Source organism: Shewanella sp. SR44-4, from assembly GCF_014163715.1.
Classification (GTDB): domain Bacteria; phylum Pseudomonadota; class Gammaproteobacteria; order Enterobacterales; family Shewanellaceae; genus Shewanella.
This window is the reverse complement of record NZ_JACJDU010000002.1, coordinates 153,674-168,509: the sequence shown is the minus strand read 5'-3', so window position 1 is coordinate 168,509 and position 14,836 is coordinate 153,674. Positions and strand designations below refer to the sequence as shown.

Sequence of the window (14,836 nt, the reverse complement as noted above, 5' to 3'; positions counted from 1 at the left end):
GTTAATATGCATTTTCGTACTCGTATTTTTGCCATATCAATTTTAACGGTAACCGCTGTGCTTACGTTGGTTATCAGCTTAAGTTGGTCGAGTATTATGAGCGTTGAATTGACTCACCTCGATTCTCGCCTTTGTATGGAAGCAAAACGCTTAATACGCAAACGTACATTGCATGATGTCAATAATTCTGCAATGAATATAAGAGATTCAGACGATACACCCCTTTCGGGTGATCGGTTAATGACTGATTTAGCGGACAAGTTACGAGTCAATTCACCTAGCCAATTAATGCTGTCTGTCGGTTCTGCTGAGCAAGGTTTTTTAACCGCGCCAGACGGTGTAGACGTACAAGGCGTGATAAGTCGCTTAAATTGGCTACGCGCTGAATCACTCACATTACCCCACAACAATAAAGCCGACGCGGTTTGTCAGCTGGCCTTTTTTGAACATCAGCAAAACCGATGGCGAGCGAGCTTATTTCAAACCTCAAAGCAACAAAGTTTTATCGCTGTGAATATTGCAGCCACCACAAATCAGTTAACGAATACCTTGCTGACCGCGTTGGGTGTGGTTATTCCTTTTTCATTACTGCTCAGTATTCTAGGCGCATGGATTATCTCGACCAATACCATTAAACCAATAAACAGATTACATAAAGCCATGGATAAGGTGACCCAAAAAGATCTTAGCCATCGCTTGCCTGAGCATAAAGAAGACAAAGAATTCAAAATGTTGATTGATGCATACAATATGATGCTCGATCGCCTAGAGGACAGTTTTCAACAAGTTTCTCGTTTTACGGCTGATGCCGCTCATGAGCTAAAAACACCACTTACAGTGCTAAGAGGTAAGCTTGAACAAGCTGTGTTGTCTGAAAACCCATCGCTATTGGATCTCAATACCATTCTTGATGAAGTAGGGCATTTGTCGGCTATTACCCGTAAATTGTTGCTGTTATCACAGGCGGATTCTGGCTCTATGGCGTTGCATTTTGAACCGATAAATATCACTGAATTGGTCGATGAGTTGATTGCCGATATGACCTTGCTGTCGGATGAACTGGAGCTTGATTGTGTTATTGAAAAAGGTTTAATCACTAAAGGCGATATTGTGTTGCTGAAGCAGCTGTTAAATAATCTGCTCGTAAACGTAATGCGTTATAGCCTTCATCACAAAGGTGTCACTATCCACGCTCGCCAAAACGAGTCTGCTATAGAAGTGGTTATTAGCAATTTTTGTCTGCCGATATCTCACGAGGTCAGGGCCAAACTGTTTGATCGTTTTTACCGCGGAGAGCCTGCTCATACCCAAGGCATATCCGGCAGTGGTTTAGGGTTAAGTTTAGCCAGAGAAATCGCTCGCGCGCATGGTGGCGATCTTACGCTTGAGCCCAGTGATATTGAGGTTGTGACGATGCGGCTGTTGTTACCCATCGTTAAATGACAACATTGTCATCCATCAGCGAAGCCTAATCGATACACTTAAGTTAACTCATTAATCGTTAACTTAAGTGTATTGGAGATTAGGCCATGAATACCCACATTATTGGCGCCATTTTATCTTTGACGTTGCTCAGTGCAACCGCCGTTAATGCCAAGCCGTCACTTGAACTCACCAGTCCTGCATTTTCCGATAATGGGACATTGCTAGTTGAATTTACCTGTGAGGGAGAGGGTATTTCACCACCATTAAGTTGGCGCGGAGTACCAGACGGAACCCAGTCATTGGTAGTGATCATGGATCACATGCCTAAGCCTCATTTCACAAACAATGTCGCAGGCAACGAAAAGAACGCACCAAAGGCTGACTCGGCTGACAATAACAAAGGCACTCCACCTCAAGGTGACACTAAGGCACCTAAACTAAACCAGCCTGAAGAACTCAAGTGGTATTGGACTGCGTACAATATTCCGGCGCAAGCTTCTGGTATTGGTTCTGGCAGTAAAGAAAAGCAATCTGTTGGTTCATTTGGCAGTAATACGGTGAATAATCGTAACGAGTATGCACCGCCATGCTCTAAAGGGCCTGGTCAAAAAGTGTATACTTTTCATCTTTATGCACTATCCAAATCGTTAGATATCGATTCGTCTGCCCCAGTGTCAGCCCCAGTATCTGCCTCTGTGTCAGCCCCTGTGTCTGCAATATCGCTTCGACAAAGCATGCAAGGTTTTGTACTAGACTCGGACTCCTTGACAGTGAGTTTTGAACGGCACTGTCAAACACCGCAGCGGGCTCATTTACCACAACCTCATTTACAACGACCTGATTCACAACAGGCTTATCCGCAACAACCTCATCCGGAACAAGCTCGGCCACATAATGACAGCATGGATCCGCTGTCAGATTTGCCATTGTGTAAACCCACTTTGAATTCGACGACGGCTGCTGTTATTGACATCAAATAAACGCAAATTCGTTATTACAAGATTGTTAGCATAAATTCAGTCACTCAAAAGACATCAAGAGATACACATGAAAAAGAACATTAAAAACACCTTGTTGCTTATTACCCTTGGCGCAATCGTTGCCGTTGTAGGGTACAAGTACACTCAAGCTCAACAGGAGCAACCTATCTTTACCACCGATGTGGTTAAACGCGGCAACATCGAAAAAGTAGTCCTGACAAACGGCGTGCTTTATCCGTCTAAATTAGTCAATGTTGGCGCTCAAGTATCGGGGTTAATCGAAACAATGGCCGTGAATGTTGGTCAAAACATAAAGCAGGGCGACTTGATTGCTCAAATCGATAACTTAACTCAACAAAATGCCCTTAAAGAAGCCCAAGCATCATTGCAAAGTATTGATGCGCAATATCGGGCAAAGCAGGCTCAAATAAAAGTCGCAAAGTCTGAATATGCTCGTAATAAAAAGATGCTGGTTAATGGCGCTGCGTCGGTATCAGACTTTGACTCTGCAGAATCGATATTGGCGGTTTATCTGGCAGAGCTTGATGAACTCAGTGCTGAAAAAGACAAAGCAATCATTAGTGTCGATAACGCCAAGCTCAATTTAGGTTACACCACGATTCGTTCACCCATTGATGGTACCGTGATTTACGTATCGGTCGAAGAGGGGCAAACCGTTAATAACAATCAAGGCACTCCCAGTATTATTGAGCTGGCGCAGTTGGACGTAATGACGATTAAAGCGCAAGTGTCTGAAGCTGACATTATCAATGTGAGTGCGGGCCAAGAAGTGTATTTTAGTATTTTAGGGGCCACAGCGAAAAAGTACCGTGGTGTATTACGTGCCATTGAACCTGGGCCAACTTTGCTTAGCGGCGCCGACAGCTCATTGATGATTGGCGATGATGAAGCGATTTACTACAACGCTCTGTTTGATGTGGAAAACCCAGACAACCTATTGCGTTTTGGCATGACAGCGCAGGTATCGATTATTTTAGCTAATGCGCAAGACACCTTGCTGGTTCCATCACAGATATTGATAACAAAAACGAGGCCAAGTGTTTCGTATCAAGTGCCAGTGATAGTCAATAACCGCATTGAATATCGCGATGTTGAAGTGGGCATTAACAATAAAGTCTACGCTCAAATCCTTTCAGGTCTTAACGAAGGTGATCAAATTATGCTTGGTCAATCTTCAACTAATGACGGCGCAGCAACGAAGTCTGATTCATCTAGAGCTAACAAGCTAGGGCAGCGTACACCAGGTCTTGGCAAAGAGATGAGGTTATAACCCATGGCTGACGTTTTGTTAAATATTAAAGGTGTTAGTCGTTCTTTTATCGCCGGAGAGCAAGAACTGACGGTACTTAACAACATTAATCTGCAAATTTGCCGAGGTGAATTGATTGCCATTATCGGCGCATCTGGTTCCGGTAAATCTACATTAATGAACATCCTTGGCTGTCTAGATAAGCCCAGTACAGGCAGTTATTTCATTAATGGTCAGGACACATCCAGTATGGATGACAATGAACTGGCTGCACTGCGACGTGAATACTTTGGGTTTATCTTTCAGCGCTATCATCTTTTGGGTGATTTAACGGCGGTAGGCAATGTGGAAGTACCGGCATTGTACGCCAATGAGGCGCCGCAAATTCGACATGAAAAAGCCAAAAATATACTGACTCGTTTAGGGTTAAGTGATCGCTTAGATCATAAACCAAGCCAGCTCAGTGGCGGCCAACAACAACGTGTCAGTGTCGCCAGAGCTTTAATTAATGGTGGCGATATTATTTTGGCCGATGAACCCACCGGCGCGCTTGATAGCAAAAGCGGCGAAGAAATGATGAAGCTCATTCAAGAACTGCATCGGGACGGCCACACCATTATTTTGGTGACACACGATCCGCATATTGCCGAATTTGCTGATCGCGTTATTGAGCTAAAAGACGGAGAAATCATTGCCGATAAACAAAATCGTATCCCAGCAGTAACGAACTCGTTAATCGCAAACAGACAATCTTCCCAAGCAAGTATGAAGATAAACTGGTCACGTTATTTTGAAGCGTTAAAAATGGCGTTAATAGCCATGTCTAATCACCGTTTGCGTACGTTTCTGACGATGCTCGGCATTATTATAGGCATTGCTTCTGTGGTGTCTGTGGTCGCGCTGGGCGCGGGGTCGCAGCAATCTATTTTGGATAATATTGCTTCAATGGGCACGAATACCATTGAAATTAAACCCGGAACAGGACGAGGCGATCGCCGCTCTGAACGGGTTAAGTCACTCACAGCAGATGATGCCAATGCGCTTAAAATATTGCCCTTTGTGGACAGCGTTACCCCAACCGTTAGAGCTAATGTGGCTATACGTTATGCTAGCGAAACCGTCACAGGATCGATTCAAGGTGTGGGTACTGAGTATTTTCGTGTGCGCGGTTATACGCTTGCTAAGGGACAGTATTTTGCCGAAGACAGTGTTGATGCGTTAGAACAAGTTGCCGTTATTGATGCCAATACTGATCAAGCTCTTTTTTCTGACGGTGATGCACTGGGAAGTGTGATTTTTCTTGGTCGTCTTCCTGTTCGTGTTATTGGGGTAACAAAACCGATTGACAGTGTGTCCGACAACAGTGATGAACTGAATATTTGGTTACCGTATACCACGGTGTCAGGTCGTATTCTTCGACAAAATTATGTTAATGATATTACGGTAAGGATAAATGCCAATGTATCAAGCGATGTGGCAGAACAAGGCATTATTAGTTTATTAACTATGCGCCACGACACGGTAGATTTTTTCACTATTAATACCGATACAATACGAAAAAGCATTGAAAAAACATCTGAAACCATGACGCTGCTGATATCTGCTATCGCGTTTATCTCATTGTTGGTTGGCGGGATTGGGGTAATGAATATCATGCTGGTATCAGTAACAGAGCGAACGCGCGAAATAGGCATTCGTATGGCCGTTGGTGCCAGGCAAACCGATATTATGCGTCAGTTTTTGATTGAAGCTGTATTGGTATGTTTTTGTGGTGGCGCATTGGGGATTGGACTTGCTTATCTTATCGGTATGATATTTACCTACACAGGCAGCAGTTTTCAGATGATCTATTCGAGTACGTCAATAGTGGCAGCTTTTGCCTGCTCGACCTTAATCGGTATTGTGTTTGGTTATCTGCCCGCCCGGAATGCGGCTAAATTGAATCCGGTTGATGCACTTGCTAGAGACTAACCTCTGCCAAGTAAATATGGCCCCCTAAATTATCGGCTTTGATGAGCAAGCGAAGTAATTGTACCGCGCACAGTTTGAAGCAGTATGGCAAATGTTAAGTTAATTTTGGATCACCCGAAAACACTTACAAAGTCAGCTTGGGTGCACGGCGGTTCTGCATACTTGGGGCAAATTTTAACCTCGCTATTCACTTATACTGCTTAATCCCAGAATGTAGTGAATGAGTAAAACTGGCCATCAGTTTGTAGGTAATTCAAATAAATTTAATGTAGCGATTGGGAGTTTCAAGAAGGAATAGCCGTTGATTTTCTCTTGGTCTGGTGTGGGCGAAGCGCCACGACATTAGTGGCCGAAGGCCATATCTTAAATACACTTTCGCCCATAAACGGGTGAGCAAACCTTCAGGAATTGATAATGTTTTATTGGGGGAAACTACAATATGATTATGCCGGTTTAAACTGGTTAGATGGAATGTCATCTGTGGTGATCAACCGTTATAGGGTGTGACGTTCCACTTTGTATCGAGAACAACAACCTTACCTAATAGTTGTTCAATGTACTCCGAAGTGTGGGCTATCTTCCGTAATTTTGGCAATACATTGTTTGCGTATATTTCATGAGCTGCTGGTGATTCCCAATGCGTTACCACCAAGTAACAGTCATGGTGTTCAACATGGCGCCAAACGTGACCGCCTAGCAATCCAGGTTGCGTTGACAGTTGAGGGTTCCAGAGCAGCTGTTGATCTCGATTAAACCTATCAATGTCCAGTACTCTTGAGCAGTAATCGATTCTTAATACTCCAGCACCTGAAAAATCAATCTCTGAGCCAGATATAGTTGAAATCAGTTCGAAGTAATTAACTGAACAATGACGGTAAGTGGATTGTTGTTTATTATTTAAATAAATCTCATCGTGGGTTGTGCTCATGAATTCACTCACGTGAAACTGTGATTCCCAAAAACCTAAAATAATGGCTGTGCTTGACGATGCTTCCCATCCACCTGCTTGCCCTACAAAACCGTTACACGTCGACAGCTGACTCCAAGCACTCTGACTTTGTGAAAAAGCCTCCTGTTTACCGTCATCAACCTCGCACATAATCAATTTTGCTATAGTCAAAATGGTTCCTAATATTGATGGTTCATGGGTCAACATGGTCTTTCAAAGCTCAATCTATCAGGGAGCAATATCTTTGTGGTGTCGGAGTCACCATGCCCAGTGCTAGCAGCAAAGCTTAACTGTTCAATGCTTCTTTTTAACGGAACAAAACCATAGCAATTAGCACCTTTGAATCCGTTTTCCTTGGATAAGTTATTTCTGCTCTAGTTTGTAACTAATCTTATTGATGTACCAGGTTTTATCGCCCTGAGGTGTGCTCACTACCGCTTCATCGTCGACTTGTTTTTTGAGTAACGCGCGGGCCATGGGCGAGTCGATGGAGATGTAGTCTTTACGTTCGTCGTAAATTTCTTCTGGGCCGACAATTTTAAAGGTTTTAATGTCACCGGCGTCGTTTTCAATTTCAACCGTGGCGCCAAAAAACACTTTGCCTTCTTGCTCTGGTGCGTAATAAACGATTTTGAGTTCTGGCAATAACTTGCGTAAATAGCGAACTCGGCGATCAATTTGCCTTAATAAACGTTTATTAAAAGTATAATCAGCGTTCTCGGAGCGATCACCCAAACCAGCCGCCCAAGTGACAATTTTAGTGACTTCAGGACGTTGTTCTTTCCACAGGTAGTCGTGCTCAATTCTGAGTTTATTGTAGCCTTCTAAAGTGATTAACTTAGTTTTCACGCGGTTTACTCTTAATGTGGTCGAAGAACGGTGAGGTTTTCTATAAGCCGTAATATTATCATCTGTGTTTTAGCACTTCATGCCCGATGATGCATTCTTTTTATCGATTATCTATAAAGACATCATAAAGCCTTTCGTACTAGCAGCGAACTGGTGGTCTTTATGGTATCTTTGGCATAATTTTATTTTAAACCATGTCGAATTCGATTGATTATGCATAATATTGCCCAGATTATCGCTCAAGAACTTAATGTCCGTGAACAACAGGTCACAGCGACCATTGCGCTATTAGATGATGGCGCCACCGTGCCGTTTATTGCGCGCTATCGTAAAGAAGCTACCGGTGGTTTAGATGACACTCAGTTGCGTAACTTGTTTTCTCGTTTAGGTTATTTACGTGAGTTACACGATCGCCGCCAAGTGGTGTTGTCGAGCATTGATGCGCAAGGAAAATTAACCCCAGCGTTAACTCAAGCGATTAATGACGCCGACAGTAAAACCCGCCTTGAAGATTTATATCTGCCATTCAAACCAAAGCGTCGTACTAAGGGCCAAATAGCCATCGAAGCGGGTATTGAGCCGCTTGTAGATGCAGTGCTAGCCAATCGTCAATTAGATATAGAAAGTAAAGCAACTGAGTTTATTAATCCTGATGCGGGTTTTGCCGATTCTAAAGCGGTACTAGATGGTGCGCGTTTTATTTTAATGGAGCGTTTTGCTGAAGATGCAGAGTTGCTGCGTAAAGTGCGCCAGCATTTATTACAGCAAGCTGTGCTTGAAAGCCGCATGGTAAAAGGCAAAGAGAAAGAAGGCGCTAAATTCCGCGACTATTTCGAGCATAATGAGCTGATGAGTAAAATCCCATCTCACCGCGCTTTAGCCATGTTGCGCGGCCGTAACGAAGGCATGTTAAGCCTGTCGATGAACGCCGATCCCGATACTCAAGCGACAGAGGGCAGTTATTGTGAAGTGATTATTAGCGATCACTTTAAGTTAGAACTGACTAACTCTAGCGTTGATGAATGGTTGAAAACGGTAGTGACCTCGACTTGGCGGATTAAAGTTGCCTTGCAAATGGAAACAGAGTTTATTGCTAAGATGCGTGAAAGCGCGGAAGAAGAGGCCATTAGAGTGTTTGCCCGTAACCTGGGCGATTTATTAATGGCGGCTCCTGCTGGTGCTAAAGCAACTATGGGACTCGATCCTGGAATCCGTACTGGTGTGAAAGTCGCGATTGTTGATAACACCGGTAAGCTGGTGGCCCACACCACAATTTTCCCACATGCACCACAAAACTTATGGGACAAATCGATTCGTACCTTAAGTAATTTAGTGACCATGCATAAAGTTGAAATTATTGCGATTGGTAATGGTACTGGCTCGCGTGAAACCGACAAACTGACTGGCGAGTTAATCGCTGCCGTGAAAGAAACGCATCCGACGCTGACCAAAGTGATTGTGAGTGAAGCGGGCGCATCGGTATATTCGGCCTCTGAGTTTGCCGCTAATGAGTTTCCTAATCTTGATGTGTCAATTCGTGGTGCAGTATCAATTGCGCGTCGTTTACAAGACCCGCTAGCAGAGCTAGTAAAAATTGAACCCAAAGCAATTGGCGTAGGACAATATCAGCATGATGTAAGCCAAAGCCAGTTATCGCAGTCGCTTGATGCCGTCGTTGAAGACTGTGTTAACGCTGTAGGTGTTGATTTAAATATGGCATCGGCGCCGCTATTAGCTCAAGTTGCTGGTTTAACCAAAACCTTAGCTAAAAACGTGGTTGATTTTCGTGACGCGAATGGTCAATTTACCAATCGTAAGCAGCTCTTGAGTGTGGCTCGTTTAGGGCCTAAAGCTTATGAGCAAGCTGCTGGTTTTTTACGTATCCGTAATGGTGATAATCCATTGGATTCGTCATCTGTTCACCCAGAAGCGTACAGCCTAGTTGAGTCGATTGCTGGTGCTAAGCAATTGCCATTAACTGAACTGATTGGTAATAGCGATTTGTTAAAACAGATTAATGCTGCCGATTTTGTTACCGACGCATTTGGTGTACCGACCATTAATGATATTTTAGCCGAACTAGACAAGCCCGGACGCGACCCTCGTGGTGAGTTTAAAACGGCTACTTTTAAAGACGGCATAGAAGAATTGAAACACCTTAAAGTCGAGATGATTTTAGAAGGTGTAGTCACCAACGTGACCAACTTTGGTGCCTTTGTTGATGTGGGTGTGCATCAAGATGGTTTAGTGCATATTTCATCGTTAACCGACAAGTTTGTTAGTGATCCACATACAGTGGTTAAAGCCGGTGATGTGGTTAAAGTGAAAGTGATGGAAGTGGATATTGAACGTCGTCGTATTGCGTTAAGCATGCGTCTTGATGAAAAAATTGATACCGAAAAAGCAACCAGACAGTCGCAGGGTAAGCCACAAAATAGTTACCAGAAAAAGCCAGTTGCGGGTAAATCTTCAGCCAATACCAAGAGTTCTGGTCATAATAAACCAGCCAGTAAACCGGTTAAAGCACCACAAAATGCGGCTATGGGTAATGCGTTTGCTGATGCCTTTGCCAAGATAAAGAAATAACCCATTATACAGCGTGGTAAAACACATTTAGCTAATATATTGATTATAAAGCCTTCGCACTGATGTGTGAGGGCTTTTTTTTAGCTGATTTTTATATTTTGAAACTGAATAAAGCTCCGCAGCAATAATTCAGTTTTTATTCAGTAGATCTTAAGTGTTTTGGTTGAATATCAGCGCCAGTCGAGTTTATTGCGAGTGGCAAAATTGAAATTACTAACGAAAACATTATCCAGTATCACCCCAAAGAGCATCAGTTACGAGGCGATGACCTGCATTATCGCTGTCTATTTTGGCTTGGTATTAAATTTTCCGATAATCCGTAAAATCTATCAATTATCAGCAGACGGTCATGTGCTGTTTTCTTTGTCACCGGCGTTGTTATTAAGCAGTTGTTTTATGCTTATTTTTAGCTTATTTGCTTTTAAATTTGTTTTTAAACCCGTGATGATTGTGTTGTTACTGACATCATCTGCGGCCATGTATGCGATGTTGCAGTACAACGTGATGTTTGATTACGGCATGATTGAAAATATTTTTGAAACCAATTCTGGCGAAGCGTTTTCTTACATCAATTCACACTCAATTGGTTATGTGTTGGTGCTCGGGGTATTGCCTTCTATTTTGTTATACCGCACCAAATTATCGAGTGGTCCGTCACTGGCCAAAATAGTGCTTCGTCGCGCTGGCTTTACAATAATCAGTATGGCGTTAGTCGGGTTGATGGTGCTGTTTTTTTACAAAGACTATGCGTCAGTGGGGCGCAATAATAATTATCTGAATAAGATGATTATTCCTGCACATATTTATAATACGGTTAAATACCTAAACAACCGTTACTTTACTGAAAAATTAACCTTTGACCCTATTGGTCAAGATGCACAGTTAATCCCTAGCACGAATGGCAAACCGACTCTTATGGTACTTGTTGTCGGTGAAACTGCCCGTGCAGAAAATATGGCGTATAACGGTTATCAACGTAATACCAACCCGTACACAGAAAACCTTGGCATGATTGCCTTACAAAATGTGTCGTCGTGTGGCACGGCTACCGCGCATTCATTACCGTGTATGTTCTCAAACCTCACTCATGATAATTACAATCGTGAAGTTGCCGATGCTCGAAATGACGTACTTGATGTGATTAACGCCGCTGGTGTTAACGTGACATGGTTTGAAAACGATGGCGGTGATAAAGACGTTGGGGCCCGCGTTAATAAGATTGATATTTCGCCGAGCGAGCCAAATCCATTATGTGATGGCTTAAGTTGTTATGACGAGATTTTAGTTGAAAAACTCAGCCAAAAATTACAACAAGACAGCCAAGCCAGTGCACTGTCGGGTAAAGGCTTAGATAATCAATTTATCGCTTTGCATACTATTGGCAGTCACGGACCAACATATTGGCAGCGTTACCCAGCCGATAAAGCGTTATTTACGCCAGCTTGTAGCCGCAGCGACATTGAAAACTGTAGCGACCAAGAGATTGTTAATGTTTACGACAATACTATTGCCTATACCGATTTTGTGTTGGCAGAAACGATTAATGTACTTAAGCAGTATCAAGACAAATATAACGTCGCGCTGGTGTATTTATCTGACCATGGTGAGTCGTTGGGTGAAAGTGGTATGTATTTACACGGTACGCCTTACAGCATTGCGCCGAGCCAACAAACTCATGTGCCTTGGTTTATGTGGTTACCACAAGACTACACACAAGCTAAAGAAATTGACCGTGAATGTGTTGCCGAGCATGCATTGAGTGGCTCGTACTCACATGACAACTTGTTCCATACATTGTTAGGGCTTTACGGTGTTAGCAGTTCGGTACGTGATCCTAAGCTAGATATCACCACCGATTGTAAAATGAACTAGGGATATACTCATGACAATTTCAGCTTCATCATCTACGTCTGATGATAATGTAACAAAGAATACGGCAAAGAGTGCAGCAACTAAACAGCCAAAAATTGTGGTGAAACGCCATGGCATTATGCGCTTGCTGTATACCTGTAAACATACCTTTAATGGTTTAAAGTGGATGTGCCGTAATGAAGCGGCATTTCAGCAAGAGTTAATGCTGTTTATTCCATTAACCGTGTTTGCTTGTATGGCAAATATTAGTGCGCCGCAATCTGCCATGTTAGTGCTGGCGTTACTATTTGTATTGTTTGCTGAACTGGTTAACACTGCTGTAGAAGTGGTGGTTGACCGTATTGGCCTGGAGTTTAATGAGTTATCTGGGCTCGCCAAAGATATTGCTTCTGCATTTGTGTTTCTCAGCATGCTGATGGCAGCGATTGTTTGGTGGGTTGTTTTATGGGCATAATTGACTCGTAAACGGTTAATCTGCCCGCAACGTGTCGGCTGTTAACTTATCGCTATGGATAGCATAGAGATAAGTTTGCTAATGGTAGTTTGTTATCCCGAGTTTAGATTATTTTTCCGTTTGGACTGCATCACTCGTAATATGGATATAGGCGCAATTATGATAAAGGACACTCAATGAAAGTGTTGTTAATTGAAGACTCTGAAGCGCTGCGTCGCGGCATTAGAGTTGGTTTGGATCATTTAGGTTATACCGTTGATGAAACCGGTGATGGTTCTGAGGGCTTAAGTATGGCGCTCACTAATTCTTATGATTTCATTATTTTGGATCTCATGCTGCCTAATGTAGATGGTCTGAGTTTACTTAAGAGTATTCGTAAATTAGGTAATCAATCTAAGGTCATTATTTTATCGGCTAAATCACAAGCTGAAGATCGTGTTACTGGCTTATTGGCGGGTGCCGATGATTATCTGTGTAAACCATTTTCGTTTGACGAATTACAAGCCCGACTCGTGACGCTTGGTCGCCGTGGTGAACTCAATCAACAAGTTAAAACTATTTGTATTGCTAATTTTGTTTTAGACACAAGTAACAAATCACTTCATGCAGATGGCCATTATATCGATCTGACTAAAAACGAATTCAAAATTGTTGAATATTTATTTAGTAACCCTAAGCAAGTACTTAATCCTGAACAAATCAGTGAAGCAGTCGTGGGTTCATTTAATCATTTATCAAAAAACACCATTGAGGCTCATTTATCGTCCGTGCGTAAAAAAGCTAAAGCCGTAGGGGTGACGCTACCGATAAAAAACAAACGTGGTTTTGGCTATTTTGTGGGTGAACATTAATGAGATCGTTAACCACCAATTTAGTCAATACCATGACCTATGTGGTATCAGCCATGTTGATTTTGGTGTTTTTGGCGATTGATATCAGTATCGATAATTGGGTCGATGTTGAGTTTGATAGCGCGTTAACAGACAAGTCTAACTACCTAAAGACCTTAGTTAAAGTGACTCCAGAAGGCACCGAGTTTGATTTTGCTGGCGAGTTTATGCCTGAATTTGGCATCTCGACTAAAGCAAGCTTTTTTCAATTGTGGCAAGGCTCAAGCGTGTTTGAACGTTCTGAGTCGTTGCGTAATTTCGAGGGGGTAGATTTACTTAAAAAAGACATTCCACTCAACAGTGCTTTTTTTGCCGATGTGGTGTTACCAGATGGTCGAGACGGCAGGGCGATGGTGTCGTATTTTGAGCCGCAAGTGCCTAAAACTAATCGGTCAATGATGGATACAGTCGAACCCATGTGGTTAACCATAGCCATTACCACTGAAGATTTGTCGCAAATTTTGGTGATCATCGACTCTAGTTTAGCCATTGGCTTACTACTGGTGATTGTGTTGATCCGTTGGGCCGTAGTGAAGGTTATTCATCGTGGTTTGACCCCGTTGAACGAATTAAACATGTCGCTAAAAAGCGTCGATGTCACTAAAAAATACATCCCACTGTCTAATGAGTCTGAACGTTATCTCGAAATTGAACCAATTCGTAATGAACTGAATAAATTTGTCAAAATTAGCCAACAATACTTACAAACAGAAAAGCGCATTACTGCCGATATCGCTCATGAACTGAAAACGCCAATCAGTGAGTTGATTAGTTTAAGTGAAATTTATATTCGTTATCCGGATGATCAGCGTATTGGCGTGAGCTATAAACAAGATGTACTCAGCATTAGTTTACGGATGAAAACCATAGTCAATAATTTACTACTATTGCAACAAGCCACATCTGAAAATATTAATCTACATCGCCAGCATATCAATATCAAAACCTTGATGGGCCAGGTTATTGATGAGTTGGCATTTAAGTACTCGACTATTCATTCTCGTTTGAATATTGAAAATAGTGATTTGGATCAAAACTGCCTTGTCGATGAGTTTTCTTTGCACCTTATCTTGACCAATTTATTTGATAATGCACTGTACTACAGTCCGCCAAAGTCATCGATTAAAATAAGGTTTGTCTCTGATAATAAAGGATTAAGTTTCAGTGTTGAAAATCAATTAGTGACCAGTATTAATGCGAATGATTTAGAGCGACTTACGCTACCGTTATTCCAGGCTGAACAATCGCGATCAAATAGCGAAAGGCATGGATTAGGATTGGCCATCGTTGAAAATATTGCCAAAGTGAATGGATTTAAGTTTAGTTTTGAATTGGTTTCGGAAGATAAAATTATGTTTACTGTGTTGATTCCGAGTGACCATGCGGCGATGGTGTAAGTCGATGCAAAAACCTTTTTAAAAAACAGAATTTAACCGACTGTAAATAAGATGTTAATATATGTTATTACGCCCTGAACTTAATATCTTCGCTAAGGTCTTAGGCTCAGATGGTTTTTGTTACTGTGTCTTCTCGTAGCCCGTTTACGATAATGATATTGAAAATATAACAAAAAATCTTGTTTAAAATCGT

At 42.3% G+C, this 14,836-nt stretch carries 11 protein-coding genes and 1 pseudogene; 10 read left to right on the top strand and 2 right to left on the bottom strand.

The genetic code is table 11. The features are described 5' to 3' along the window. Positions 1–6: 6 nt before the first annotated feature. From H5125_RS02030 to H5125_RS22105, 5 genes and pseudogenes are all read left to right on the top strand, one after another. Positions 7–1,443, top strand: coding sequence for an ATP-binding protein (locus H5125_RS02030; RefSeq protein ID WP_182743392.1), 1,437 nt, complete (start codon positions 7–9; stop codon positions 1,441–1,443). Positions 1,444–1,529: 86 nt separating this feature from the next. Then, positions 1,530–2,405, top strand: coding sequence for a YbhB/YbcL family Raf kinase inhibitor-like protein (locus H5125_RS02025; RefSeq protein ID WP_182743390.1), 876 nt, complete (start codon positions 1,530–1,532; stop codon positions 2,403–2,405). A 67-nt stretch (positions 2,406–2,472) separates the two neighbouring features. Then, positions 2,473–3,696, top strand: coding sequence for an efflux RND transporter periplasmic adaptor subunit (locus tag H5125_RS02020; protein WP_182743388.1), 1,224 nt, complete (start codon positions 2,473–2,475; stop codon positions 3,694–3,696). Between the two features lie 3 nt (positions 3,697–3,699). Further along, the gene (locus tag H5125_RS02015; protein WP_182743386.1) at positions 3,700–5,646 is read left to right on the top strand and encodes a MacB family efflux pump subunit; all 1,947 of its coding nucleotides are present in this window, start codon (positions 3,700–3,702) and stop codon (positions 5,644–5,646) included. Between the two features lie 58 nt (positions 5,647–5,704). After that, a pseudogene (locus tag H5125_RS22105) lies at positions 5,705–5,855 on the top strand (IS91 family transposase); the annotation flags it as partial. A gap of 278 nt (positions 5,856–6,133) precedes the next feature. Here the strand turns inward: H5125_RS22105 and H5125_RS02010 are convergent. Next, complete coding sequence (locus H5125_RS02010) at positions 6,134–6,766, bottom strand: DUF4937 domain-containing protein (protein ID WP_182743384.1); 633 nt, start codon at positions 6,764–6,766, stop codon at positions 6,134–6,136. 192 nt (positions 6,767–6,958) lie between these two features. Continuing rightward, positions 6,959–7,444: a transcription elongation factor GreB gene (gene greB, locus H5125_RS02005; RefSeq protein WP_011635724.1), complete on the bottom strand. Its 486-nt coding sequence runs from the start codon at positions 7,442–7,444 to the stop codon at positions 6,959–6,961. Positions 7,445–7,657: 213 nt separating this feature from the next. Here greB and H5125_RS02000 point away from each other — a divergent pair, with 213 nt between their 5' ends. The 5 genes from H5125_RS02000 (at position 7,658) to H5125_RS01980 (ending at position 14,643) form a co-directional block, all read left to right on the top strand. Then, complete coding sequence (locus H5125_RS02000; protein ID WP_182743383.1) at positions 7,658–10,030, top strand: Tex family protein; 2,373 nt, start codon at positions 7,658–7,660, stop codon at positions 10,028–10,030. A gap of 204 nt (positions 10,031–10,234) precedes the next feature. Next, complete coding sequence (locus tag H5125_RS01995; protein WP_259395373.1) at positions 10,235–11,902, top strand: phosphoethanolamine transferase; 1,668 nt, start codon at positions 10,235–10,237, stop codon at positions 11,900–11,902. Positions 11,903–11,912: 10 nt separating this feature from the next. Further along, on the top strand, positions 11,913–12,356 hold the full coding sequence (locus H5125_RS01990; RefSeq protein WP_243756311.1) for a diacylglycerol kinase: 444 nt from the start codon (positions 11,913–11,915) through the stop codon (positions 12,354–12,356). 176 nt (positions 12,357–12,532) lie between these two features. Further along, positions 12,533–13,207: a response regulator transcription factor gene (locus tag H5125_RS01985; RefSeq protein WP_101084868.1), complete on the top strand. Its 675-nt coding sequence runs from the start codon at positions 12,533–12,535 to the stop codon at positions 13,205–13,207. Then, on the top strand, positions 13,207–14,643 hold the full coding sequence (locus H5125_RS01980; RefSeq protein ID WP_182743381.1) for a HAMP domain-containing sensor histidine kinase: 1,437 nt from the start codon (positions 13,207–13,209) through the stop codon (positions 14,641–14,643). The genes H5125_RS01985 and H5125_RS01980 overlap by 1 nt, the downstream gene beginning before the upstream one ends. Positions 14,644–14,836: the final 193 nt, after the last annotated feature.